Origin of the sequence: Altererythrobacter rubellus, from assembly GCF_030284385.1 — a bacterium.
Classification (GTDB): Bacteria; Pseudomonadota; Alphaproteobacteria; order Sphingomonadales; family Sphingomonadaceae; genus Erythrobacter; species Erythrobacter rubellus.
Map to the genome: position 1 here is coordinate 2,271,045 of NZ_CP127221.1, position 25,367 is coordinate 2,296,411.

The following is a 25,367-nucleotide window of genomic DNA, read 5'->3' on the forward strand; positions in this document are numbered from 1 at the left end:
AGCTTCGCGCCACGCAATGCCTTGGATCCAATATAATTCACTTGTCTCTCACTATCAATTGCGCCTTTCGCATGGCTGAATTGATTAATTGAGATGACGCGCTAGCGGGTCGCCGCTATGCCCGCCGAATGGGCGGACGGCACAGCATCTTGCTTCCAATTGCGGCTGCATTGCTAGGGGTCGGGCTTCTCGCCTTGATGGACGCCTTCATGAAAGTGGCGGCCCTTGCCGCAGGCGCCTATAGCGCGTCAGTTCTTCGCTCGGCCATGGGTACGGCGATTATCGCGCCGATCTGGCTCGGTTCCGGAGGGCGTTGGCCTTCGCAGCCTGTTCTAAAACTGCATTTTCTGCGGGGCACAGTGTCCGGCTTTATGGCGCTAAGCTTCTTCTATGCGATAACCAAATTGCCGCTTGCAGAAGCCATTGCCATTTCATTCGTCGCGCCTTTGATAGCGCTTTATCTTGCCGCTGTCTGGCTCGGCGAAGTGATACGCAAGGAATCGATCCTTGCGTCGATTCTTGGCCTGGCCGGGACAGTTGTGATTGTCAGCGGGCGATTGGGAGAAGCGGAATACCAGACTGAAACGCTGCTCGGTCTTGGGGCGATATTCTTTTCTGCCATGCTCTATGCAGTGAACTTCATCATCATTCGCAAACAAGCGCTGGTCTCAAGCCCGGCAGAGGCCACCACCTTTCATAGCGGCGTGGCCTGCCTTGTCCTGCTGGTATTCGCGCCGTGGTTTTTTACGCTGCCAGAACCAGCCGCACTGCGCGACATTGCAATCTCGGCTGGGTTGACCGTAGCAGGCGCATTTGCGCTGACCTGGGCCTATGCGCGCGCCGAAGCCCAGGTATTGATGCCGATGGAATATTCGGGATTCTTGTGGGCAGCACTGTTCGGATGGGTCTTCTTTGCTGAACGGGTAACTGCCACTACTGTTGCGGGCGCTATTCTGATCGTTGCGGGGTGCCTGTTAGTGGCTAGGCGCAAAAAACAGCTGCTACCGCCCGAACAGGCGGCGATCTGACTCTCACCCTCTTGACCTCGCGCGCGTGAGGGAGCAGGTGCCGCAGCAAATGCGGTGCCCCGCATACCCTTGCTGGTGGCACGCGAAATCACGAAAGGACACACTTCTCCAATGACCCAGGTCGGCAAGGACACCCTCGGAACCCGCTCAACACTCAATGTCGGCGGTAAGGAATATGCCTATTACTCGTTTACCAAGGCATCACAGACGATTGGCGATGTCTCGAAACTGCCGATTTCGATGAAAGTGCTGCTTGAGAACATGCTGCGCTTTGAAGATGGTGGCTTCACTGTTGGCACGGACGATATTCAGGCGATCGCTGACTGGCAGAAGAACCCGGTTACCGGCAGTGAGATCCAGTATCGCCCTGCGCGCGTGCTGTTGCAGGACTTTACCGGCGTTCCATGCGTGGTTGACCTGGCAGCAATGCGTGACGCGATTGCCAAGCTTGGCGGTGATACTGCCAAGATCAACCCGCAGGTTCCCGTGAATCTCGTAATCGACCACTCGGTCATGGTGGACGAATTTGGCCACCCCAAGGCTTTCGAGAAGAACGTCGAGCTTGAGTATCAGCGCAATGCAGAGCGCTATGACTTTCTGAAATGGGGCTCAAAAAGCTTCCAGAACTTCAGTGCGGTTCCTCCCGGAACGGGCATTTGCCACCAGGTGAATCTGGAACACATCGGCAAGGGCGTGTGGTCAAGCCAGGATCAGGACGGCGCAACTATCGCATACCCTGACACCTGTGTCGGCACTGACAGCCACACCACCATGATCAACGGCCTTGGCGTGCTGGGCTGGGGTGTGGGCGGCATCGAAGCCGAAGCAGCCATGCTGGGTCAGCCGGTTTCCATGCTGATCCCGGAAGTTGTCGGCTTCAAGCTCACCGGCGCGATGGCTGAAGGCATTACTGCAACCGATCTGGTGCTGACCTGTGTGCAGATGCTGCGCGAAGTTGGCGTGGTAGGGCGTTTCGTAGAATTCTACGGCCCGGGCGTTTCGAACCTTTCGCTCGCAGACCGTGCAACCATCGCAAACATGGCGCCTGAATATGGCGCGACCTGCGGCTTTTTTGGCGTCGATGACAAAACGCTCGAATATCTGCGTCTGACAGGGCGCAGCGAAGAACAGATTGCGCTAGTCGAAGCCTATTCGAAGGAACAAGGCATGTGGTTCGAGCCGGACAATGTGCCGGTATTCTCGAACACGCTAGAGCTCGACATGTCATCGGTCGTCCCGTCGCTGGCAGGGCCGAAGCGTCCACAGGACAAGGTCATCCTTTCCGAAGTGGACGAGTTGTTCAATGGCGACTTGCAGAAGGTTTACAGCAAGTCTGCGCCTGCGCGTGTCGCGGTAGAGGGGAAAGATCACGATATCGGCGACGGCGATGTTGTGATCGCGGCAATCACCAGCTGCACCAACACGTCCAACCCGGACGTGCTGATCGCCGCCGGTCTGGTCGCCAAGAAGGCGGTCGAAAAGGGTTTGAAGCCAAAGCCTTGGGTCAAGACTTCGCTTGCACCAGGGTCGCAGGTCGTGACGGATTATCTCGTGAAGTCGGGCCTGCAGGCTGATCTCGATGCGATCGGTTTCGATCTGGTGGGCTATGGCTGCACCACCTGCATCGGCAACTCTGGCCCGCTCGCACCGCCAATCAGCAAGGCAATCAACGGCAATGACATCGTTGCGGCTTCAGTCCTGTCGGGCAACCGCAACTTCGAAGGCCGCGTGTCACCTGATGTGCGCGCCAACTTCCTCGCATCGCCGCCGCTGGTTGTGGCCTACGCGCTGAAGGGCACTGTAACGGAAGACATCACCACTACCCCGATCGGTCAGGATCAGGACGGCAATGACGTAATGCTCGCTGACTTGTGGCCGTCCAACAAGGAAGTCTACGAGCACCGCGTGGCAAATATTGACCGTGGTATGTTCGAGCGCCGCTATGCCGACGTCTACAAGGGCGATGAGCATTGGCAGGCAATCCAGGTGGAAGCTTCCGACACTTACCAGTGGCGTCCGGGCAGCACTTATGTTGCGAACCCACCTTACTTTGAAAGCATGGAGATGACGCCTGCCCCGATCACAGACATCACTGACGCAAAACCGCTCGCGATCCTGGGTGACTCGGTGACCACCGACCACATTTCGCCCGCTGGCTCGATCAAACAGGACAGCCCGGCAGGCGAATATCTGATGAGCAATCAGGTCGCGAAGGCGGACTTCAACTCCTACGGCTCGCGCCGCGGCAACCATGAAGTGATGATGCGCGGCACCTTCGCCAATATCCGCATCAAGAACGAAATGGTTCCGAGTGTTGAAGGTGGCTACACTACTTACAACGGCGAACAGATGGCGATCTATGACGCCGCAATGAAGCACAAGGCCGACGGCACACCGCTGGTTGTGATTGGCGGCAAGGAATACGGCACAGGCTCTTCGCGCGACTGGGCGGCAAAGGGCACCATCCTGCTGGGTGTCCGCGCAGTGATCGTCGAAAGCTTTGAGCGTATTCACCGCTCGAACCTGGTAGGCATGGGTGTGCTGCCGCTGCAGTTCAAGGATGGCGATACCCGCGAGACGCTGGGCCTGACGGCGGATGACACATTCAGCATCAAGGGCCTTGCTGGGCTTGCCCCGCAGCAGGACGTCGAAGTTGAAGTAACCCGCGCAGATGGCACCAGCTTCAGCTTCACCGCGCGCAGCCGCATCGATACGGCGAACGAATTGGAATACTACCTGAACGGCGGTATCCTCCATTATGTTCTGCGCAAGCTGGCGTCCTAAGATGCGGTTCACACCTCTTGGGCTAGTGGCCGCCGCCATGCTGCCTCTTTCAGGCTGCATGATCGTCGACAATAGCGGTGATCGCATAGTGGCCGGCGCGCCAGGGCGATCAGTTGCACAAGTCGAAACTCTGCCAGCGTCCGAGCTCGCAGCTTTGATTGCCAGCGGCCAAGTGGTGCTGATCGATGTTCGTACACCTGATGAATACGAAGGTGGCCGGATTGCGAGCGCACTTAATGCGCCAGTGCAAACCTTTGATGCCGCTGCCATTCCGCGGGACGCAACGCGTGAGACGATCCTCTATTGCCGCTCTAGCGGCCGGTCAAAGCGGGCTGCAGACATGCTCGCCGCTAAATGGGGAACAAAGGTCCGTCACCTGAAAGGCGGCGTACTTGCTTGGCAGGATGCCGGGCTCGAATTGGAAATACCAACAGGCGATTAGGCTTCTGTCGGCCACAAAAAGAGGGGTAGCGCCCCGGTTGCAAGCGCTACCCCTTTACATTTGAAGTTCACTCTTTCGATGCACGGCAGGAGACTAAGTCGCCAATCGCATCCGGAACTGCCACTTGCACGGGTCCCAATACTTGCAGCAGCACCAATCGGGTACTGGTGGCTACGGCTCAGCCCCCAAAACCAAGAGCCGTAGCCACCGTGACGATAAGACCAGGCGCCTCATCGCTTGAGAACCTTGTGGCCCCGTTTTGTGATTCGAAACAATCTGATTAACCAGTCTTGGAAAGGACTTGCGGCGAAAAACTTGTCAATTCGCTGCTGGATGCAATACGCTGTCCCACGGCGGGACTCGTGTCGCCCGATCGTTAACGAAAGCGACATGTCGGCCAGCGATGCAGTTCGTAGATTGGTCCTGTCGCAACATTTCATGATAAGCTAGCCGACCTCGCTATAAACAAATCAACTGGAGTATTTCTTGTGCTTACATCTCTTCTAGCTTCCGCAGCCCTCTTGTTTTCTTTGCAAGCTCAGGCAGCAAGCGAACCCGAACAAGAAACTGAGGTAACGCAGATTGAAGAGGCTGCACCGGAGCCCGAAGCTGAACCCGCTACAGAGGAGAACACGGTCATCTGCCGACGGACACAGCTCATTGGTTCGAAGTTTACCAAACGCATCTGTGGAACGCAGGCAGAATGGGACGAGCTTGCACGCAAGGGTCGGGTTTCGACTGCTGAATTCCAGGCCAAAGGCGCTGGTATCCGGCAGGCTGGTAACTAAGCTGGCCTAACCCTCTTCAAAAAATCCTGGCTGCCCGCCGCCCCCGGTGGCTGGCGGTTCCATTTCCAGATGCTGCCACCCGGCATCATTGAGTGCGCGGCCACGCTCCGTGCGCGCGAGCAGACCCAGCTGGATCAGATAGGGCTCGATCACATCCTCTACGGTATCGCGCGGCTCGCCCAGCCCCGCTGACAGCGCGCCCACCCCTACTGGGCCGCCCTTATAGGTGGTCGCGATCATGGCGAGATATTTGCGGTCCATCGCATCGAGGCCAAGGCGATCAATCTCCAGCCGGGTCAGCGCATCGTCGGCAATCGGCTTCGTAACAGTCCCCTGCCCCGCAACATGGGCAAAGTCCCGTACCCGGCGGAGCAAGCGCCCGGCCACACGAGGCGTGCCGCGCGAACGGCGCGCAATCTCGCGCGCGCCTTGCGGATCGATATCAAGCCCAAGCAGGCGCGCGGCACGGCTTACTACAAGGTCCAGCTCATCATGCGTGTAGAAGTTCAGCCGCACCGGAATGCCGAAGCGGTCACGCAAAGGCGTGGTCAGTAGGCCCTGCCGCGTAGTTGCGCCGATCAGCGTGAACGGCGGCAGATCGATCCGCACGCTCCTGGCAGCCGGCCCTTCACCAATGATGAGGTCAAGCGCGCGGTCCTCCATCGCAGGATAGAGCACTTCTTCAACAACTGGATTAAGCCGATGGATTTCGTCGATGAAAAGCACGTCATGCGGCTCAAGATTGGTGAGCAGCGCGGCGAGATCGCCCGCCTTGGCAATTACCGGGCCTGACGTGGCGCGGAAACCCACGCCCAGTTCATTTGCGACGATTTGCGCCAAAGTGGTCTTGCCCAGCCCGGGCGGGCCGAAGAACAGCGTGTGGTCCATCGCTTCGCCGCGCGATTTCGCGGACTCTATGAAGACTTTCAGATTCTCGCGTGCTCCTTCCTGCCCGATGAATTCGCGCAAACTCTTAGGACGCAGCGCCGCATCGGGATCGTCAACTTGCCGCTCGGGCGTGTGAAGAGGGACAGGATCAGTCATCTCAGAACGGGTTCATCGTGTAACCATCTTGCTGGAGCAGCGCATGCGCAGTCATGGCCGACAGCGCCATTTCCACGCCTGGCGCGAGCATGTCGTTCGAAATGCCGTAGGCTGCAGCGGACTGCCCGCACAGGATTACGCGCATGCCAGTGTCAGTCAGCGCCTTGATCAGCGCGACATTGGCATTTTCCGCACCTTCGCGGCGATTGGCGTATTCTTCTGCGCCGAGCAGGTTTTCCGACGCTTTACCATGCACGACAACCGCAACCTCGGTGTTCTCTAGCGGCACGCCCGCGCGGACATGCATATTGATGAAGCGCGCGGCGCTCTCCAGCGTACGGTTGAGTTTGCCCGTCTCCGCCCTCGCGGCAACATCGAACGCTACCTTGAACTCTGCGCCTTCAGGGATATCGAAATCCGCATCGACCTGCGCATTGGGGCCGTATTCCTCAAACACCGGTCCGGTGGTGAATGCGGACAGGTCTTGGGCTGACAGTGGCGATGTCATCAGCGCCAAACTAACCAGAATTCCTGTTCTCAAAGTCATACGCTCTCCTATCCCGCCGCCCGTTTTAGCGCCACGCGGATCAGATCGGATTCCGGTGCATCTTCGCCTAATTCGGCTTGCGCGCGGGCGACAGCCTGCGCGGCTATCGCGGGTTTGAAGCCAAGGTTCTCGAGCGCGGAAACCGCGTCAGCGCTCGCGCCGCCCATGGGCACGGCAACACCAGCCACACCAGCCATGCCTCCGCCCGGAAGCGCGCCAGCCTTGTCCTTCAGCTCGTTGACGATGCGGCCGGCCAGTTTCGGCCCCACACCATTCGCGCGCGCCACCATCGCAGCGTCACCGCCCGCGCAGGCATCACGCACTTCACCGGTCGACAGCGCAGAAAGGATTGCGAGCGCCACCTTGCTTCCCACGCCCTGAACCTGAGTAAGCAGCCTAAACCAATCGCGCTCTGCACTTTCGGCAAAGCCGAGCAGGCGCATATCATTCTCGCTAACCTGCAGATCGGTGTGGACGGTGCATGCTTCACCCACTTCACCCAGCGCGGCAAGCGTCTTGGTACTGCAATGGACCAGATAGCCGACGCCTTGGACATCGACGATCGCCCAATCATCGCCTATTTCGTCCAGCCTGCCTGACAGTTTCGCGATCATGCGTTTCCTTCTGCGCTACCGCTTTGCTGTTTGTCGCCTTTTGTTCTTGCCCGCAAACAAATGCTTGGTCCAGAGATTATGGACACTTGCCCACTCTTGCGACATTAGGAACCCCATGAGCTGGAACACATTCGGACGCGTTTTGCGCTTTACCACCTGGGGTGAGAGCCATGGGCCTGCATTGGGCGCGGTACTGGACGGCTGCCCGCCGCGCATCACGCTGTCTGCAGAAGATGTCCAGCCGTTCATGGATGCGAGGAAGCCGGGGCAAAACCGCTTTACCACGCAACGCAAGGAAGCGGATCTTGTCCGCATCCTGTCCGGCGTATTCGAAGGCCAGACCACCGGCACACCAATTTCGCTGATGATCGAAAACACCGATCAACGCAGCAAGGACTATTCAGAAATCGCCAAGAGTTACCGTCCGGGTCATGCGGATTACAGCTATGACGCGAAGTACGGCATTCGCGACTATCGCGGCGGCGGTCGATCCAGCGCGCGCGAAACTGCGGCGCGGGTAGCGGCAGGCGCAGTCGCGCGTCTGATCATTCCGGAAGTCAAGATCACAGGCTTTGTGTGCGAGCTCGGCGGCGACAAAATCGACCGCGACAACATCGACTTTGCCGAAATCGGCAACAACCCGTTCTTCTGCCCCGATGCAGAGGCCGCAAAACGCTGGGAAGAGAAAATCGACGCCGCGCGCAAGGCGGGTTCGTCACTTGGCGCGGTGGTCGAATGCGTGGCCGAAGGTGTGCCCGCCGGATGGGGTGCGCCTGTCTATGCCAAACTCGACAGCGATCTGGCAGCGGCGATGATGACGATCAACGCCACCAAAGGAGTAGAGATCGGCGACGGCTTCGATGCTGCTCGACTAACCGGCGAGGAAAATGCCGATGCGATGCGGCCTGGCGAGAATGGCCCTGAATTTGCCGCCAACCACTCAGGCGGTACGGCAGGCGGTATCTCGACCGGACAACCGGTTGTATGCCGCGTCGCATTCAAGCCAACCAGCTCGATCCTGACCCCGGTCGATACGATTACATCGGATGGCGAAGCAACGCAGATCCGAACCAAGGGACGGCATGACCCCTGCGTGGGCATCCGCGGGACACCCGTAGTGGAAGCGATGATGGCGCTGGTGCTGGCCGATCACAAACTGCTGCATAATGCGCAATGCGGTTAGGTTATTGAGGTTTACGCCTGCTCAACCAGAACGAGCACATCTTCGTCCGCATCTTCATCATCGTGATGATTCACCGCATATTGCAGCAGCTCTACCTCGCGCTTGGCGACAGTATATGCATAGATGAGCAGTATATGCATAGATCAGCCCGACCAGCAGGATCACCCCGCTGCCGCCGCGCATAAACGGCACGTCAAACACAACAGCCAGCACAACAAGCGCGACTGCGGCCAGCAAAGTGCCCAAACTAACTTTCGACATCGAAAACCCCAATGGCTTGTTGATCAATACGGCATGAAACGTAGCCGAAGGGTTGTAACGGGTGGTTGCTCGTCATTCTTAAGATGGGGTTGCCATGGGCTCCCGCGTAATCGATTCAGTCAATCAAACCGCTATTGATTGATTTATTCACTCAAACTTATCGGATCATCTCGCTTCGCCGGGATCGATCCGTTTGCTATACACGCTGTGTAAGCAGTGGCTGCGATGCGAGTCGCGCCAGCGCAGGAATTCAGACACCCCTATAGGAGAGCACATTATGGACGCGAAGACCGGTGAATTGAACGGTTGCCCCTTCCACGCAGAGCAAGGCACACGCCCTCTGCTGGGCCGTACCAACAAGGATTGGTGGCCAGAGACAGCCAACACGGAAATTCTGACGCAGGGTGGCCGCAATGCGGACCCGATGGGCGAGGATTTCGACTATTGCGAAGCGTTCAATGCGATCGATTATGATGCGCTGAAAGCTGACCTTACAGCCTTGATGACAGACAGCAAGGATTGGTGGCCCGCCGATTATGGTCACTATGGCCCGTTTTTCATTCGCATGACCTGGCATGCCGCCGGCACTTATCGCACCGGTGATGGCCGCGGTGGCGGTGGCAGCGGGCAGCAGCGCTTTGCACCGCTCAACAGCTGGCCAGATAATGGTAACCTCGACAAGGCACGCCGCCTGCTTTGGCCGATCAAGCAAAAATACGGCAAGAACATCAGCTGGGCTGACCTGTTCATCCTTGCCGGCAATGTCGCAATTGAAAGCATGGGTGGCCCTGTGTTCGGCTTCGGCGGCGGACGTAAGGACGTATTCGAGCCGGAAACAGTCTATTGGGGCACAGAGGAACTGTGGGTCGATACCGGTGCTGAAACCCGTATCACTCCTGACGATGGCCGCGCGTTGGAGAACCCGCTGGCTGCCATCCAGATGGGCCTGATTTACGTCAATCCCGAAGGGCCCGGTGGCAACCCGCACGACGATGCAGGTGCCGCGCGTGACCTGCGCGAGACCTTTGCTCGGATGGCCATGAACGACGAGGAAACGGTCGCCCTGACCGCTGGCGGACACGCCTTTGGCAAGGCGCATGGTGCCAAGCCCTCTGACACTTTCAGCGGTGCACCCGAAGGTGAATCGCTTGAGAAACAGGCATTCGGTTGGTTGACCGATCAGGCAGAAATCGATGCGGGCAGTATCACTACGTCGGGCATCGAAGGCGCATGGTCCAACAATCCGACCAAATGGAGCCACGATTATCTGCGCCTGCTGTTCAAGTATGACTACGAGCTAACGCAGAGCCCGGCTGGTGCCAACCAGTGGACGCCGATCAATCCTGATCCGGAAGACATGGCACCCGATGCTCGCGATCCTTCGAAGAAGGTTCCGACCATCATGACAACAGCTGACATGCAGCTGAAGCGCGATCCTGAGTATGCCAAGATTGCCAAGCGTTTCCTTGAGCATCCCGAACAGCTCGATGATGCATTCGCGCGGGCATGGTTCAAGCTGTGCCACCGCGACATGGGTCCAAAGTTTCGTTACCTCGGCCCTGAAGTGCCGTCGGAGGAGCTTATCTGGCAGGATCCGGTTCCGGCTGGCACCACGCCTTCAGACGCTGATGTTGCGGCGTTTAAGTCGGCTGTTCTGGATAGCGGTCTGACCGTCAGCGAGCTGGTCAAGGCGGCATGGGCTTCGGCCTCGACCTATCGCAATTCGGACCACCGCGGCGGCGCCAATGGCGCGCGTGTACGCCTTGCTCCGCAGGCAGGCTGGGCAGCAAATGACCCGGATGAACTCGGCAAAGTTCTGTCCAAGCTGGAAGAGCTGCGCGGCAATCTTTCGATGGCGGATGCTATCGTGCTGGCCGGTGCAGCAGCGGTCGAGAAAGCAGCCAAGGATGGCGGCCACGATGTTTCGGTCGATGTCACGACCGGTCGTGGCGATGCTACGGCCGAACAAACCGACGCTGAAAGCTTCGCCCCGCTGGAGCCGTTTGCAGACGGGTTCCGCAACTATCTGCGCAACAAGGCCAGCGTGAAGACCGAAGACCTGTTGATCGACAAGGCTCACCTTCTGGGGCTTTCGATCCCGGAAATGACCGCTCTGGTTGGTGGCTTGCGTGCGCTGGGCGCCGTTAGCGGCAACACCGGACATGGTGTCCTGACAGACCGTGCAGGAACGCTATCGAATGATTTCTTCGTCAATCTGTATGACATGTCGACCAAGTGGGCGGCTGCCGACACTGACGAGGAACTTTACATCGGTAGTGACCGTGCAACCGGCAATGAGAAGTTCCGCGCCACCCGCGCAGACCTGATCTTCGGTTCAAACTCACAGCTTCGCGCCGTGGGCGAGACCTATGCCGAAGCCGGTGGTGAAGAACGCCTGGTGCGTGACTTCGTAGCAGCCTGGACGAAGGTCATGGATGCCGATCGCTTCGACATCAGCCATGCAAAGTACCATGCATAAGCGCGGATAGAACCAACTCTGGAGAGCCCAAGCTTTCAGGGTCGCAGTTAACCCCCGGTCGTTTCGGCCGGGGGTTTTCTTTTGGGTGCCTTGCAAGGCCGAGACTTGCCGCTAAAGCGCACCAATGGACCAAAAGCTCTCTTCGATCTCGCGGATTTGTGCGGGCATCATCGGCATCGGCGCACTTGCCACCATCACGTTGCAAACCACCATCAACACCGAGCCGGGTACCTCCCCCTTGGAGAACTTTGCGCTGCTGTTCCGTTTCTTCACCATATGGAGCAATTTCGCGGGCGGCGTGGTGATGTTGTGGATTGCCGCAGGCAGGCCGATCAGTCAGCGTGTTACCTTAGCACTGGCAACTGCGCTCACGATCGTCGCGCTGGTGTATCACGCACTTCTCGCCGCAGACCATCATCCGGTTGAGCTTGATTGGTGGACCAACCTAAACTTTCACACGATCATTCCCGCTGCATTTATTCTTTGGTGGACGGTGTTTTCAGATCGCGCGCACCTGACCTGGCGATCATTGCCATGGGTGATGGTGTTCCCGATCCTCTATTCCGCTTTCGCTCTGATCTACGGCGCAAACACCGGATTCTACGCCTATTTCTTCCTCGACCTCCCATCGCTTGGATGGGGGCAGATGCTGATCAATATGACTGGCTTAAGCGCATTTTTTGTCTTGATGGGCGCAGTACTTCTGGGGCTGCGCAACATTATCCCTAACGCCCACGTCTGAGTACGAGATAGATTGCACCCGCTCCACCGTGGCGGATATGCGCTTTGCGGACCGCCGCAATGGCATCGCCATGCTCGCTCGCCGCGAGCCAATCGAGCAGCTTCGCCCTGATCGCGCCTCTGCGGTGCTGGCGATCAGCCGGATCAACCGGGCGCGCACGCCCCGCGATTAGAAGCACGACTCTCGCCCCCATTGCTCTTGCTTGCGCCATCCCGTCCATCAGCCGCGCATGCGCGCTGTCGAGATTGTGGCCATGTAGATCGAGAGTGAAATCTGGCGCAATCTCTCCAGCCTTCAGCTTGCGGTCCCAATGCCCATCGAGCCCGCCTTGATCGTGCGCTCGCACAGGACGGGAACTATTGCTAGCCGGTATTGCGGGGCGCCGCGAAGGAAGCGGTATAGGCTTTCGCTGCGCCACGGTTTGTGCCGCTTTGTGCGAAGTGCCTGGTTGAACTTGCGGCAATTTGCGCCCCTCCAGGGGTGTGACGCTGGACGCCAGTTTAGCCCATGCGGCCGCTTCCTCGGCACTTAGACCGCGCGGAATGCTCATTCTGCGTTCGCTAGATTTAGCCGTTCGGCCGAAGCTTTCGGCACCAGTACCAAGGCTTGGCCACGCCCGCTCATTCCACCAGCGATTTCGCCGGCGTCTTCGCCCGCGCCCCAAAATGTGTCGAACCGGTTGGCGCCCTTGATCGCGCCGCCTGTGTCCTGCGCGATCCACAGCCCGTCTGCCTCATTACGGTCCAGATCGAGCCAGACAGGCGCGCCAAGCGGCACAAACCGGGGATCAACCGCCACCGAGCTTTCGCGGCGCACCGGCACCTCCAACGCACCCAAAGGGCCCTCGCCGATCAATTCGCGAGAGAACACCCAGCTCTTGTTGAGCCGCATCAACGCGGCGCCATCTTCCAGATTTTCGCGCAGATACTGGACGATCCCTTGCATCGAAGGCGCATATTTCCCGGGTTCATCTCCGAAAAGCTCACGCTCGCGCATCACGCCACCGATGCTGACATATTCGCGCCCGTTCTGCCCCGCATAACCGATGCGGATAGTCTCTCCATCTGGCGCGATAATTTTACCGGAGCCCTGGATTTGCAGGAAAAACAGCTCGATAGGGTCGGACGCATAGGCGATTTCCAACCCTCGCCCTACCAATGCCCCCGCTTCGATTTCTGCCCGTTCGTAATAGGGTACAAACCTGCCATCGGCTGCGATTCTGCCAAGTGGCGGCTGCCCCTCGCGCTCGGATTCGGGCACCTCATCCGGCCAGGCACGAACCAAATCCGGAGGCATTGCGTAAACCGGTGTCTCGCACCCAGATTGGCGCACCCGGCATCCTGCGATTGCCGGTTCGAAATAGCCGGTGGCGAAGGCTGCACTATCACCGACACGGACTGGCGTGAGATATGAGTAGAAAAAGCCAAGCGGGTCTGTTGCGGACCATGCGGGCGCGGCATCGCAGGCATCTTGCCAGTCGGCGCGCTGTGTCAGCCCGCTCTGGTCATCACGCGCGAGAAGTTTAGGGCACGATTCGATAAAACTGGCGAGAGCTGCCGAGGCATCTTCCTGCGCAATTCGCAACTCCGCAAGGGCAGGGCCGATTGCCACGCCGAGTGCGGCAGCATTTTCGATTGGTGGCTGCGGTGCAGGCATTATCCGTGCACAGCTCGCCAGCGCGAGCACAAACAATATCGCTGACGCGGATTGCCATCGGCGCGGCTCAGCCTTCGTCGGTCTCATCCAGCAACCAGTCCGGTCCGCTCGAGGAAATATTGCGCGAGAATGTCCAGACGTCACGGCTTTCGACGGCATCATCAAGCGAGCCAGAGATAACATTGCCGTCTTTGTCACGCGTGACAGCCGCGATATCCGCCACAAATAGTACTGCGACACGTGCCATGCTTCCATCAAGCGTTGCCGAATGGATCTTGTCCTCTTCGATCCGGATCAGCTTGTTGTCGAGCGTGTGACCAGCTGCTTCGCGCGCATCAATCGCAGCGGCGAACCCGGCGTACACGTCATCATCACACAGCTCTTTCAGTGTTGCGAGATCACCCTTCCAGAATGCGTCAAGCACCATCCGGTAAGCGCCTTTGGCACCTTCCAGAAACATGGTGATGTCAAAGCTTGGGTCAGCTGCGGAAATATCGCGTATGCCACGTTCAACCGCGGGAATCATGCCATTCAGACGGGGTTGAGGGCGAATCGGCGCAACCGGCTGAGATCCGGACTTGGGGGCAACCTGTGACGGGCGATCATCGTCATTCGCATCAAAGCGATGCGGCACTGATTCTTCCTCGTGTTCGGCGCGCTCGCCCAACACAGAATAGAGCCGCAGCCCCAAGAAGGCGGCAATCATGGCAAGAATGACAATTTCGACAATCACTTGATCTATCCAGTCTTTTGGCAAGCGAATAACTCGACCTTATACGCCCCTCACCCGTTAGATAGGGCTTTCCATTGAAATTCACAACGCTGGAAGCATGCAGAACGTTCCTTTTTGGCGCGGCATTGCATGCATGTATCGATAGTCAGGCCGGTTGCGGGCCAGCAATTGGAGTGCTAGGCGGCGCGCAAGGCCGCTGAAAGCGCGGCAAATACGACCCAATTCTTGAAAAATTTGACGCGAAAGAGCATTCAACATGGCCGATGAAGGCGACATCCTGACAGACCTCGACAACCCCAATCCAGCTGCTGGCGGCAATGGCGCAGACAACCTGCCGACCGCCGGGATCATCACGCAATATGTGAAGGATCTGTCTGTCGAGAACCCGAACGCACCTGCATCTTTCCAATGGACCGAAAAGCCGCAGATCGATCTGCAGTTCAACATTGGTGCCAACAAGGTCAGCGACGAAGTGACCGAAGTTGAGCTCAAAGTGAACGTCACAGCCAAGACATCACAGGGCAATTCGTACCTTGTCGAGCTGGTTTATTGCGGCCTGGTTGGCATTCGCAATGTGCCCGAGGAACAGGCACACGCTTTCATGTTTGCGGAAGCTCCGCGGCTGTTGTTCCCGTTTGCGCGCGCAGTGATTGCAGATGCGGTTCGCGAAGCCGGCTTCCAACCGTTGATGATGGATCCGATCGATTTCAACGGCCTCTATGTCCAGCAGCTGCAAGCCAAGCGTGCTCAGGAAGGGGCAGCGGGCGATGCAACTCCTGCCGCGCCTGAAGGCAACGCGTAAGCACGCGGCGCGCACTATTGCTTCTGGTCAGCCGCTTCGACAAAAGGGCGGCTGACGGGAAGGATGCTTTAGCGCAATGAGCTTGCTCAAAAATGTTGGGACGATCGGCGGGCTAACAGCGGTTAGCCGCGTGTTCGGCTTTGTGCGTGATATCCTGATCGCGCGCGTTCTGGGTGCGACAGCGATGGGCGACGCCTGGCAGCTGGCATTCATGCTGCCCAATATCTTCCGGCGATTGTTTGCAGAAGGCGCATTCGCGAGCGCTTTCGTGCCGCTGTTCAACCGCCGCATGAAAGATGACGAGGACATCAGCGAGGCCCGGGCCTTTGCGGAGAGCGTGCTCGCTGTGCTTCTGCCGATCCTGATCGTTTTCGGCGCAATTGCGCTGATCGTGATGCCGTGGGTTGTCGAATACTTCGTCACTGATGGGCTAACCGAACAGGAAGGCAATCTCGAGATCGCTGTCCTGATGGCGCGCGTCACATTCCCGTATCTGTTGCTCATGAGCATTGCGACTTTGATCGCGGCTATCCTGAATTCCTTGTCCCGTTTTGCGGCCGCTGCCGCTGCGCCGATCTTGCTCAATATCTGCCTGATAGCCGCCCTGACCTATGGCCTGACATTGGGCGAAGGCCTGGAGGCACGCCGCGAAACCGCGCAATGGATGGCAATCGCGGTCTCGCTTTCCGGTCTGTTGCAAGTTGTCTGGCTGTGGGCATTCATGTGCCGCGCCGGCTTCAGGCTGTCTTTGGTTGCGCCGAGGCTGACATCCGGCGTGAAGGAGCTAGGCATTCTGGCGCTGCCCGCGATCTTTGGGGCAGGCGTATATCAGATCAGCCGCGTAATCGATCTGTTCTTCCTCTCCAGCCTGCCGGTCGGCAGCTACACCCATCTGCAAATGGCGGACCGCTGGAACCAGTTGCCGCTTGGCATTATCGGCATAGCACTGGGCACAGCCATCTTGCCCGCGCTTTCCCGCTTTCTGGGTCGCGAGCAGGATGAGGATGCTGCGCGGTTACAGTCCAATGCGATCGAGCTATCCATGCTACTGACGCTTCCTTGCGCAGTTGCCCTGTTCTTTAACGGCACTGCCTTTGTACGCGTATTCATGGCTGGTCAGGCGTTTACTCAGGAAGACGCCGGTATCACCGGCATGGTTGTATCCGGACTTGTGATCGGTCTTCCCGCCTATGTGCTGGTCAAAGTGCTCACGCCAAATTTCTTTGCCCGCAAGGATACCCGCACCCCGGTTTTCACCGCTGCGATCAGCCTGGCTGTCACCGCGGCGTTGAATTACTACTTTATCTTCGTGATCGGCCTCGGCGTGGTCGGACTGGCGATAGCTGGAGCTGTGGGCGCATGGACCAACATTGCGCTACTGGCCGGAATTTTGCACGTTCGCGGTTTCTACCGTATGCCGCGCCGGATCTTTGGCCGCATTCTGCGCATTGCCATCGCGGCCGGAGCAATGGGCGCGGCGCTGCGGTGGCTGATGACGCAGATCGAGCCATGGTTTGTCGGCACTTTCAGCCAGCAAGCAACTGGACTTGTCGCAATTATTGGCACAGGCATGTTCACCTATGTGATTGCAGCGATCATGCTCGGCGTACTCGACAAGGCAACCCTCCAGCGCCTAATGCGCCGCCAAACCTAATTACACGATAGAGAATCTCAAATGCGCGTCGTTTCCGGCATTCAACCCACAGGCAAGCCTCACCTAGGCAATTACCTTGGCGCCATCCGCAATTATGTGAAGTTTCAGGATGACGCGCTTGCAGCTGGCGGCGAATGCCTGATCTTTATTGCTGATCTTCATGCTCTGTCGATGCCGCATAACCCTGCAGAGCTGCATGCATCGACTCTGGAACTAGTGGCAACACTGGTCGCTTGCGGCGTAGATCCTGACAAGGCGATCCTGTTCAATCAAGCACAGGTACCCGCACACGCAGAGCTGCAATGGCTGCTCAACGGCACTGCTCGCATGGGCTGGCTAAACCGCATGACGCAATTCAAGGATAAATCGGGCAAGAACCGCGAAGGCGCATCGATTGCGCTGTTTACTTACCCCGTTCTGCAGGCGGCTGACGTACTACTATACCAAGCGACGCATGTACCGGTGGGCGAAGACCAAAAGCAGCATCTGGAGTTGGCGCGCGACATCGCACAAAAGTTCAACAATGATTTCGCTTCGGAAGACGCGCCCGTGTTTACTCTGCCAGATCCGATCATTCCGCCCGAAGCCGCGCGGATCATGAGCCTGCGCGATGGCGGGGCAAAAATGAGCAAGTCTGACCCGTCTGAGATGAGCCGGATCAATCTGGCCGACGATGCTGACGAGATCATGAAGAAGATCAAGAAAGCGAAGACCGATCCCGAGCCCTTGCCAAGTGAGGCCAAAGGGCTGGAAGAACGCGCCGAGGCATCGAATCTCGTCGGTATCTACGGGGCACTGGCGGGCAAGAGCACGGATGGCGTGTTGGCAGAATTCGGCGGGCAGGGTTTTGGCGTATTCAAGCCAGCTCTGGGCGAATTGCTGGTCGAAACGCTCCGTCCAATTTCGGCGCGATTTGTTGAACTGAAGGACGATCGTGAAGCCTTGGATGCGATTCTCGCACGGGGTGCGGCCCGCGCTCGCGCACTGGGAGCGCCAACATTGGATGCAACCTACAAAGCTCTGGGCCTAGTAAGGGGCTGATTCTCAGGCTTAGTTAAAGCTGGCGATCGTTAAATCCTCGTTCAGCCCGTCTCCTTTACAAAACACGCTATCGATGACAGCCTGCTTTTTTAGCGACCGTGCCGGCTCCCGCGTGTTTTGGGCGCATGAATAATTTGGAGTTGCAACCATGACCGCATTCAAATCAGTTCGCTCGCGGACTTTCAAACTCGCTGCTATACCCTTGCTGCTGGCAGGCCTCGCGGCGTGTGCATCGCCGGGCTTCAAGGCCGATGTGTCGCGCTTCCAGTCCAAATTGCCAGCACCCCAGGGTGAAACCTTCGCCGTTGTGGCCGACGATCCGGCGCTGGCGGGCGGACTTGAATTCGCGCTCTATGCCGATCTCGTCGAGGCACAGATGGAGCGTCTTGGCTATGCGCAAGCCGAACCAGACAACGCCAGCTTGCTGGTGCGGTTCGACTACGGCGTCGATAATGGCCGCGAAAAAGTGCGGACTACCGACACTGGGTTCCCCGATCCGTTTTGGGACCCGTGGTATCGGGGTTATTATGGTTCGCGCTACTATCGCAGTCGATTCCGCGGCGCGTGGGGTTATGGCTTTTACGATCCATGGTTCGGTGGACCGGAAGTACGCAGCTACACCGTTTACACCAGCGGTATCGACATGAAGATTGACCGGGCTGAAACTGGCGAGCGTCTGTTCGAAGGCAAGGCGCAGGCCGTTTCTACATCGAACCGCTTGCAGCATCTGGTGCCCAATCTGATTGAGGCAATGTTCACTAACTTCCCCGGAAATTCAGGCGAAACCTTGCGCATCACGATCAAGCCGGAAGAAACCAAGGTTCGTCAGGTCAATAACTAGATTACCCTTGCACGGAGTTTGATTGGGGCGGTGCCGAAAGGCGCCGCCCTTTTCATTTCACTAGAGTTTGGCAGCGCCGCCGGTTGAGCCAAAGCCGCCCGCACCCCGCGCCGTGTCGTCAAGCTCGGCAACTTCATCCCACCCGGCTTGAGTCACCGGTGCAAGAACCAGCTGCGCAATCCGGTCACCACGCTCGATCGGAAACGGCTCAGTGCCGTGATTGATCATGATAACTTTCAGCTCGCCGCGATAATCGCTGTCGATCGTGCCCGGAGTATTGGGAACGGTTATCCCGTGTTTGAGCGCCAACCCTGACCGTGGACGGACCTGAATTTCAAACCCTTGCGGGATGGCCAGCGCAAGGCCTGTCGCGACAGCATGCCGTGCACCGGGCTGCAATGTTACAGTCTCTGCCGAAACTACATCCATACCGGCCGCGCCTTCGGTGGCGTAGCGCGGCAAGTCCAAGCCATTGCCATGCGGCAAACGTTTCACCTGGACGTTGACGGGATCAGGCATCTTCTTTTTCACCCTGTAGCGTTTCGGCCATTTTCTCGACCAGAGCCATCGCAATGTCCATCTTGGGCATTTCTTCCAGCGTATCGACGCCGTCTTCGCTGATGATCTGGACGCGGTTCATGTCACCACCCATCACATCGCCTGAAACGTCGTTAGCGACAATCCAGTCAGCAGCCTTGCGCTTGCGCTTGCGCTTCGCATTGTCGAGAACATCTTCGGTCTCGGCAGCAAAGCCAACCACCAGTTTCGGCCGGTTTTCGCCTGCCGCGACATTGGTCAGAAGATCTGGGTTCTCTTCGAGGACGAGAGCTGGCGGTGCAGAGCCGCGCTTCTTCATCTTCTCACCGCGATATTCTTTGGGACGCCAGTCTGCGACAGCGGCCACCATAACAGCGATGTCCGCGGGCAGCGCATTCTTTACGGCATCTGACATCTGGACTGCGCTTTCGACATCCACACGATCAACACCGTCAGGCGTTCGTAGAGAGACCGGGCCGGCAACCAACGTTACCTTCGCGCCCAGCGCCGCTGCGGCAGCCGCGATGGCAAAGCCTTGTTTGCCCGAAGAACGGTTCGCGATGTAGCGCACCGGATCGATCGCCTCCCAAGTCGGGCCGGCCGTGATCAGCATATGCTTGCCCTTGAGCGGCTGATGCCCCTTCTTGACCTTGAAGGCACCGCCGCCGAGCGCATCTTCTTCAGCCACTTCGATATCTGCCGGCATGGCCGGTACGCCGTCAAACTCGTCGCCATCGATGGATTCGGGTTCGGCATCGCCGGCACCGGTCTTGACGGTATGATTGATTGCAGCCGGATCGGTTGGCGGGGCGGAGCTGGCCGCACCCTTTGACGCTAGCAATGGTCCAGCGTCAGCGACGGGATCAGCCGGAACCTCTTGCTCAGCTTCACATTCGCCGACGGCTTCCTCTTCGGCAGAAGCGGCAGCAGCAGCTTCCTGCTCTTCCAGATATTCAACTTCGATCTGGTCGGCGGTGCGTTTTGCGGTGGAGCGCGGGATAATCGACGCCAGCAGTCCGCCCAATCCGCCGCCTCTCGGGGCAACTTCAGGCTCGATTGCTTCGACCTCGGCTTCCGCCTCTTCCTCGAGAATCTCTTCTTCAACCGCAGCTTCGAGAGCCACTGGTTCGGCTTTCTCTGGCACTTCGACTTCAATACCGAAGTGGCCGGCAATCTCGCTCCAGATAACTTCCGGCTCGGGCAAACGGCCATAGCCAAATTCGCCGCAAGCCATTGCACCTTCATCCGGGTGCAGCACTTTGACGCCCGCCTGCTGCAACCATTGCAGATTGCGCTGGGTCGCTTCGTGTTCCCACATGCGGACATTCATCGCAGGTGCGATCATCACCGGCTTGTCAGTCGCAAGGATCAGCGTTGTCGCCAGATCATCCGCGATCCCTGCGGCCATTTTCGCCATCAGATCGGCCGTCGCGGGGCAAACCACAACCAGATCAGCTTCGCGGCTGAGCTGGATATGCCCCATCTCGGCTTCGTTCTTGAGGTCCCAAAGCGTGGTGTGGACTTCGTTCTCGCTCAATGCAGCCAGCGCCATAGGCGTCACGAATTGCTGTCCGCCTTGCGTCAAAACGCAAGTGACATCGCCCCCGCCCTTGCGGATCAGACGAACAAGCTCGCATGACTTGTAGGCAGCGATACCGCCGCCCACCACGAGCAAAATCTTCGGTCCAGTGCCGCTCAAGAGTTCCCCCTGATTGCAGTCAGCAGCGAAAGACGCATAGTGACCAAAAGCTCCCTGTTTCGCATAAGCCGTTTCGAGCCTAGCCGCGCAGCAAAGCCCAGCCAACCCTTGCAGCAGAGTGATTAAGTTTTGCCTAGCGCTTTCCTAACAACCAGCTAACTAAAGCCAAACAGTTTCTGGGGAGAGACGACATGGCGTTGGTTTTACGGGCTTTGCTGTTTGTTGGTGGATTGTTCTTCGTGCTGATGGGGATCGGATTTCTGCTCGACCCGGTTGGCTCAGGCGCGGATTTCGGAATTGCGCCAAAAGGCGTGCTGGGATTCGCTTCCGTTCGTGCGGATATGACCGCGTTCTTCGTTGTGGCTGGCGGGTGCATGATCTGGGGCGCATGGGCCCGCAAAGGCGATCCATTGCTGGTATCGGCTGCTCTTATGGGCATCGCCATCTTCGGGCGGCTCTACACTTTGACAGTCGATGGCCCGCATGATGGCTGGTTTCTGCCCATCATCGTTGAATCGGTAACTGTGATCCTGGCCCTGTTGGGTAGCCGGATGCTGCCGCACACCGCTCTGGTACCTGACGAGGACGCTTAAGCAATCCAGCCAAGCATCGTCGCGCCGTAAAAAACGCCTGCTCCGGCGGCAGCTGCGGCGACATAGCCCAGCCAGCCGCGCCGCTTGGGCGCAGTCGGCCCGACGATCAGCTCGATTTCCGGGAGCGGGGGCGCTTCTGGCGCACCGCCCTTGGCGGGGAATTTCTCATCCACCCGGCGCAGCAAATCGGGCAGCTTGAGCAAGGTCGAGAAATTCTCTTTCACGGCGTCGGCCAGGGCCGCTTCCGGCCCTAGCTCATCGCGCACCCAATTGCGTACATAAGGCGCTGAAGTGTCCCACATGTTGATTTCGGGATTGAGCTGAGTCGCAATCCCCTCAACCATCACCATGGTCTTTTGCAGCAGCAGCAGATGCGGCTGGGTCTGCATGTCAAAGTCGCGGGTGATCGCAAACAAGCCATCGAGCATTTGCCCGACGCTCAGTTCCTTCACTGGCTTGCCGCGCATCGGCTCACCCACCGCGCGCAGCGCGGTCGCGAATTCGTCAACCGAGTGATAGCTCGGCACATATTGCGCTTCGAAATGGATTTCCGCCACGCGGCGATAATTGCCCGTGGTCAGCCCGTACAGGATCTCCGCCAGCCACATCCGCGCACGCCGATCGATCCTTCCCATGATGCCAAAGTCAATCGCGGCAATCGTGCCGTCATCTTCGACGAACAGATTGCCCTGATGCATGTCTGCATGGAAATAGCCGCCGCTGATCGCCTGGGTAAGGAACGCCAGAACCAGCCGGTTCGCCAGCTCGTCCATGTCATGGCCCTTGGCCTTCAGTTCCTCGACTTTGCTGATCTTTGTGCCGTCGATCCATTCGACTGTCATCACCCGGCCATTGGTGCGATCCCAGTCGATTTCCGGGACACGGTAGCCCGCAAAGCCTTTCATATTCTCCGCAAGCTCGGAAGCGGACGCAGCTTCACGCCGCAGATCAAGCTCGCGATTTGTCCAGCGTTTGAAATTGGCGATGGTAAGCTGCGGACGCAGCCGGCGGGCTTCGTCGCTGCCCAACGCTTCCAAATGCGCTGCGGCCCATTCATAGGTCTCTATATCCCGCGCGAACTGTTCGCGAATGCCGGGGCGCAACACCTTCAATGCAACCTTGCGGCCGTCGCTTGTCACTGCGCGGTGAACCTGCGCGATGGACGCGGCACCGACGGGCTTGGGGTCGATTTCCTGAAACAGCTCGCTCAGCGGCTTTTCAAAAGTTGCCGCGATCGACGCTTCAATCTCGCTGAAAACTACCGGCGGCAAATCGTCCTGCAATCCGAGTAGATTGTGTGCGGCTTCTTCGCCCACCAGATCGGGCCGTGTCGCCAGTGTTTGCCCCAGCTTGATCGCCGCAGGCCCGATAGCCTTGAACGCGGTTGCATAGTCAGGCGTCGCAGGCTGGAATGTGCCAAGACGCGCAAGCCGAACCAATCGCTTGACCTGCACGGGCGCGTTCGGATCGGATTCGATCCCGCGCAAAGCGCCATGCTTTGCCAGCTTGCGCCCCCACTTGAGTATGCGCCAGATGTGGGTTGAGGGTCTTGTCACCCTTACACTTTCCAGCCCGAATGGTTGTTCACAGCGCCCCCGAGTATTTTTTCGACCCGCGTGTTGCGGAAACCTGCATCCTTGATCATCGCTTCGAACTCATGCGCGAGCGGGAAACGGCGAATTGACTCGGCCAGATAGCGATAGCTGTCTTCATCATTCGCAATCGCTTTGCCCAGCTTGGGCATAATCTGGTGCGAATACAAATCATAGATCTCTTTGAAGCCCGGCCAATCAGTCGTGCCGAATTCCATGCAGTAAAAACGGCCGCCGGGCCGCAGCACGCGGTGCGCCTCAGCCAGAGCCTTATCTATGTGAGTCACATTCCGGATACCGAAAACGATTGTGTAAGCATCGAACTGGCCCGATGGATAGCTGAGCGTCTCTGCATTCTGGCACGACCATGACAGGCCATCGATTCCGCGCTCCATCGCGCGTTCGATACCAACGTCGAGCATGTCCTGATTGATATCAGCCACCACAACCTCGGCACCGCGTGCCGCCATGCGAAAGGCGATGTCGCCAGTGCCGCCGGCCATGTCCAAAATGGCTTCGCCCGGCTGCGGTTTTACCCGGCGAACGAACCTGTCTTTCCAGACCCGGTGCATGCCGCCCGACATGGCATCATTCATTATGTCATATTTACGCGCGACATTGGAAAAGACCGCGCCAACACGCTGCGTCTTCTCTTGCGGATCGACATCTTCGTAGCCGAAAGAAACCTTATCAGTCATAGCGGGGCGCCTTAGGATGAATTGCGAGCATGGCAAAGGGTGTTATGGGGCATTTCTGATTTGAGAGCCTGATCTCTTTAGGCACATAGGTTACACAAACAAACATGCCTGAGCTTCCAGAAGTAGAGACAACGGTTCGCGGGCTTGCCCGGTTCCTAGATGGTGCAAGGATTGATCGCCTGGTACTCAATCGGCCAAACTTGCGTCGACCATTTCCGGACTCGCTGGTTCAGGTCATGACGGGCGCAACCGTAACCGGCCTGTCACGCCGAGCGAAATATGGCCTGATCCATACAGACCGTGACCAGACGATGGTATTCCATCTTGGCATGAGTGGCCGGTGGCGGATTGATCCGGCAGAGCCCGACAAGCATGACCACCTGATCATGGAATCAGGCGGCCATCATTTCGCACTGTGCGATCCGCGCCGTTTTGGTTCGGTTGATCTGATCGCGACCAATGCGCTGAGCGAATGGGCGCCGTTTGCCGCCCTGGGGCCAGAACCGCTGGGCGAGGATCTTGATCCTGCATACCTCAAGAACGCACTCAAGGACCGCAAGCAAGCCATCAAGCTTTGCCTGCTAGATCAACGGATCGTTGCGGGGCTCGGCAATATATATGTGTGCGAAGCGCTGTGGCGCGCTGGCATCCATCCGCGCAAAGCTGGTGGCAAAGTGACCAGGCCCCAGCTTGACCGGCTTGTACCGCATATCAAGGAAGTGCTCACGCAATCGATCCGGGATGGCGGCTCAACCCTTCGCGATTATGCCGCGCCTGACGGAGAGCTGGGCTATTTTGCGACCCGCTTTGATGTTTATGGACGCGATGGCGACCCTTGCCGCCGCCAGGATAGCGGCATCATCCGCCGCTTTGCTCAAGGCGGACGCAGCACATGGTTCTGCGCCAAGTGCCAAAAGTAAGCTATCACTCCCCCAGAATAGGTTGACGATTCGCAAGGGCAGGACTATGTGCGCGCCTTTCCGGCAGTGAATCGCCGTTTTCGAACACTATAGATAATTCAGATCCGATCACGTTGGGTGATCGAGAAGCAAGGACAAACATGGCCAATTCGCCACAAGCAAAGAAGCGCATTCGTCGCAATAACCGCCGCGCCGACGTAAACACTGCGCGCGTCAGCCGTATCCGTGGTTTCGTCAAGAAGGTCGAAACAGCATGTGAAGCAGGCGACAAGGCAGCGGCGGCCGAAGCTTTGAAAGCTGCTCAGCCGGAAATGGCGCGCGGCGTTGCTCGCGGCGTGATGCACAAGAACACGGTTGCTCGCAAGATGTCGCGCCTCTCGAAGCGAGTCGCTGCACTCTGATCCGGCGTCGAGGCGTCAATCGGCGCTTCGAATTTGCTTGAGACATTCACAAGGGCCGGCCCGAAACGGGTTCGGCCCTTTTGTTTTGCGCGGCATTTGACAATTCCGAGACCGCTAACCCTAGGAGTTTCCACGATTCGCATCGCTCAAATCTCGAAAATCTCATTATATCAATAACATCAACGCAAGCCTGCGGGTTAGAGCTGAGTCAACCGAAATATTTCGTTTTTTTTACGAAAACGTCCTTGCGCTTAAGCGCTAGGGCTTCATAAAACATAGCTGTCTGAG

General features: G+C 58.1%; 25 protein-coding genes. 14 read left to right on the forward strand and 11 right to left on the reverse strand.

Annotated elements, in window-relative coordinates; all coding sequences use genetic code 11:
• Positions 1-128: 128 nt before the first annotated feature.
• From QQX03_RS11360 to QQX03_RS11375, 4 genes are all read left to right on the forward strand, one after another.
• Positions 129-1,028, forward strand: coding sequence for a DMT family transporter (locus QQX03_RS11360; protein WP_285975824.1), 900 nt, complete (start codon positions 129-131; stop codon positions 1,026-1,028).
• A gap of 111 nt (positions 1,029-1,139) precedes the next feature.
• Positions 1,140-3,812, forward strand: coding sequence for an aconitate hydratase AcnA (gene acnA / locus QQX03_RS11365; RefSeq protein WP_285975825.1), 2,673 nt, complete (start codon positions 1,140-1,142; stop codon positions 3,810-3,812).
• Between the two features lies 1 nt (position 3,813).
• Positions 3,814-4,254: a rhodanese-like domain-containing protein gene (locus tag QQX03_RS11370; protein WP_285975826.1), complete on the forward strand. Its 441-nt coding sequence runs from the start codon at positions 3,814-3,816 to the stop codon at positions 4,252-4,254.
• A gap of 521 nt (positions 4,255-4,775) precedes the next feature.
• Positions 4,776-5,042, forward strand: a complete 267-nt coding sequence (locus QQX03_RS11375; RefSeq protein WP_285975827.1) for a hypothetical protein — start codon at positions 4,776-4,778, stop codon at positions 5,040-5,042.
• Between the two features lie 6 nt (positions 5,043-5,048).
• On the opposite strand, the gene ruvB is transcribed toward QQX03_RS11375, so the two are convergent.
• Genes ruvB through ruvA form a run of 3 tightly spaced genes read right to left on the reverse strand, consistent with a single transcriptional unit; the run spans position 5,049 to position 7,247 of the window.
• A complete protein-coding gene (gene ruvB / locus QQX03_RS11380) occupies positions 5,049-6,086 on the reverse strand; it encodes a Holliday junction branch migration DNA helicase RuvB (protein WP_285975828.1) in 1,038 nt (345 codons plus the stop codon).
• 1 nt (position 6,087) lies between these two features.
• Complete coding sequence (locus tag QQX03_RS11385; protein ID WP_285975829.1) at positions 6,088-6,633, reverse strand: DsrE family protein; 546 nt, start codon at positions 6,631-6,633, stop codon at positions 6,088-6,090.
• Positions 6,634-6,641: 8 nt separating this feature from the next.
• Positions 6,642-7,247, reverse strand: coding sequence for a Holliday junction branch migration protein RuvA (ruvA, locus tag QQX03_RS11390; protein ID WP_285975830.1), 606 nt, complete (start codon positions 7,245-7,247; stop codon positions 6,642-6,644).
• Positions 7,248-7,362: 115 nt separating this feature from the next.
• On the opposite strand from ruvA, the gene aroC reads away from it, so the two are divergent.
• Positions 7,363-8,430, forward strand: a complete 1,068-nt coding sequence (gene aroC, locus QQX03_RS11395; protein ID WP_285975831.1) for a chorismate synthase — start codon at positions 7,363-7,365, stop codon at positions 8,428-8,430.
• An 11-nt stretch (positions 8,431-8,441) separates the two neighbouring features.
• Here aroC and QQX03_RS11400 read toward each other — a convergent pair whose 3' ends face one another.
• Positions 8,442-8,570: a hypothetical protein gene (locus tag QQX03_RS11400; RefSeq protein ID WP_285975832.1), complete on the reverse strand. Its 129-nt coding sequence runs from the start codon at positions 8,568-8,570 to the stop codon at positions 8,442-8,444.
• A gap of 398 nt (positions 8,571-8,968) precedes the next feature.
• Here QQX03_RS11400 and katG point away from each other — a divergent pair, with 398 nt between their 5' ends.
• Entirely contained in the window at positions 8,969-11,170 is a 2,202-nt protein-coding gene (gene katG / locus QQX03_RS11405) for a catalase/peroxidase HPI (protein ID WP_285975833.1), read from the forward strand.
• Between the two features lie 124 nt (positions 11,171-11,294).
• Positions 11,295-11,912 carry a Pr6Pr family membrane protein gene (locus QQX03_RS11410; RefSeq protein WP_285975834.1) on the forward strand — a complete coding sequence of 206 codons (618 nt, stop codon included), beginning with the start codon at positions 11,295-11,297 and terminating at the stop codon, positions 11,910-11,912.
• Here QQX03_RS11410 and QQX03_RS11535 read toward each other — a convergent pair.
• The 3 genes from QQX03_RS11535 to QQX03_RS11425 all read right to left on the reverse strand — a co-directional run bounded on the left by QQX03_RS11535 (position 11,896) and on the right by QQX03_RS11425 (position 14,301).
• Positions 11,896-12,258 (reverse strand): Smr/MutS family protein, encoded by a 363-nt coding sequence (locus tag QQX03_RS11535; RefSeq protein WP_349665845.1) that lies wholly within the window; start codon positions 12,256-12,258, stop codon positions 11,896-11,898. The genes QQX03_RS11410 and QQX03_RS11535 overlap by 17 nt on opposite strands.
• Positions 12,259-12,458: 200 nt before the next feature.
• A complete protein-coding gene (mltA, locus tag QQX03_RS11420; protein ID WP_285975836.1) occupies positions 12,459-13,568 on the reverse strand; it encodes a murein transglycosylase A in 1,110 nt (369 codons plus the stop codon).
• A gap of 67 nt (positions 13,569-13,635) precedes the next feature.
• Positions 13,636-14,301 carry a Tim44/TimA family putative adaptor protein gene (locus tag QQX03_RS11425; protein ID WP_285975837.1) on the reverse strand — a complete coding sequence of 222 codons (666 nt, stop codon included), beginning with the start codon at positions 14,299-14,301 and terminating at the stop codon, positions 13,636-13,638.
• 256 nt (positions 14,302-14,557) lie between these two features.
• Here QQX03_RS11425 and secB point away from each other — a divergent pair, with 256 nt between their 5' ends.
• The 4 genes from secB (at position 14,558) to QQX03_RS11445 (ending at position 18,639) form a co-directional block, all read left to right on the forward strand.
• Positions 14,558-15,103, forward strand: coding sequence for a protein-export chaperone SecB (gene secB, locus QQX03_RS11430; RefSeq protein ID WP_285975838.1), 546 nt, complete (start codon positions 14,558-14,560; stop codon positions 15,101-15,103).
• Between the two features lie 76 nt (positions 15,104-15,179).
• The gene (gene murJ / locus QQX03_RS11435; RefSeq protein WP_285975839.1) at positions 15,180-16,757 is read left to right on the forward strand and encodes a murein biosynthesis integral membrane protein MurJ; all 1,578 of its coding nucleotides are present in this window, start codon (positions 15,180-15,182) and stop codon (positions 16,755-16,757) included.
• Between the two features lie 21 nt (positions 16,758-16,778).
• The gene (gene trpS, locus QQX03_RS11440; RefSeq protein WP_285975840.1) at positions 16,779-17,798 is read left to right on the forward strand and encodes a tryptophan--tRNA ligase; all 1,020 of its coding nucleotides are present in this window, start codon (positions 16,779-16,781) and stop codon (positions 17,796-17,798) included.
• Positions 17,799-17,946: 148 nt separating this feature from the next.
• The gene (locus tag QQX03_RS11445; protein WP_285975841.1) at positions 17,947-18,639 is read left to right on the forward strand and encodes a DUF4136 domain-containing protein; all 693 of its coding nucleotides are present in this window, start codon (positions 17,947-17,949) and stop codon (positions 18,637-18,639) included.
• 60 nt (positions 18,640-18,699) lie between these two features.
• On the opposite strand, the gene dut is transcribed toward QQX03_RS11445, so the two are convergent.
• Together dut and QQX03_RS11455 are read right to left on the reverse strand one after the other, a co-directional pair.
• Entirely contained in the window at positions 18,700-19,158 is a 459-nt protein-coding gene (gene dut, locus QQX03_RS11450; protein WP_285977021.1) for a dUTP diphosphatase, read from the reverse strand.
• Positions 19,151-20,875, reverse strand: a complete 1,725-nt coding sequence (locus QQX03_RS11455; protein ID WP_285975842.1) for a bifunctional phosphopantothenoylcysteine decarboxylase/phosphopantothenate synthase — start codon at positions 20,873-20,875, stop codon at positions 19,151-19,153. Before QQX03_RS11455 ends, dut begins: the two co-directional genes overlap by 8 nt.
• Positions 20,876-21,066: 191 nt before the next feature.
• On the opposite strand from QQX03_RS11455, the gene QQX03_RS11460 reads away from it, so the two are divergent.
• A complete protein-coding gene (locus QQX03_RS11460; RefSeq protein WP_285975843.1) occupies positions 21,067-21,468 on the forward strand; it encodes a DUF4345 family protein in 402 nt (133 codons plus the stop codon).
• Here the strand turns inward: QQX03_RS11460 and ubiB are convergent.
• Entirely contained in the window at positions 21,465-23,024 is a 1,560-nt protein-coding gene (gene ubiB, locus QQX03_RS11465) for a 2-polyprenylphenol 6-hydroxylase (protein WP_285975844.1), read from the reverse strand. The two genes, QQX03_RS11460 and ubiB, sit on opposite strands and share 4 nt — an antisense overlap.
• Positions 23,025-23,026: 2 nt before the next feature.
• Positions 23,027-23,758, reverse strand: a complete 732-nt coding sequence (locus QQX03_RS11470; RefSeq protein WP_285975845.1) for a class I SAM-dependent methyltransferase — start codon at positions 23,756-23,758, stop codon at positions 23,027-23,029.
• A gap of 104 nt (positions 23,759-23,862) precedes the next feature.
• Between QQX03_RS11470 and mutM the strand changes: the two genes are divergently transcribed.
• Together mutM and rpsT are read left to right on the forward strand one after the other, a co-directional pair.
• Complete coding sequence (gene mutM, locus QQX03_RS11475) at positions 23,863-24,678, forward strand: bifunctional DNA-formamidopyrimidine glycosylase/DNA-(apurinic or apyrimidinic site) lyase (RefSeq protein WP_285975846.1); 816 nt, start codon at positions 23,863-23,865, stop codon at positions 24,676-24,678.
• Between the two features lie 140 nt (positions 24,679-24,818).
• Entirely contained in the window at positions 24,819-25,079 is a 261-nt protein-coding gene (gene rpsT / locus QQX03_RS11480) for a 30S ribosomal protein S20 (RefSeq protein ID WP_285975847.1), read from the forward strand.
• Positions 25,080-25,367 lie beyond the last annotated feature (288 nt).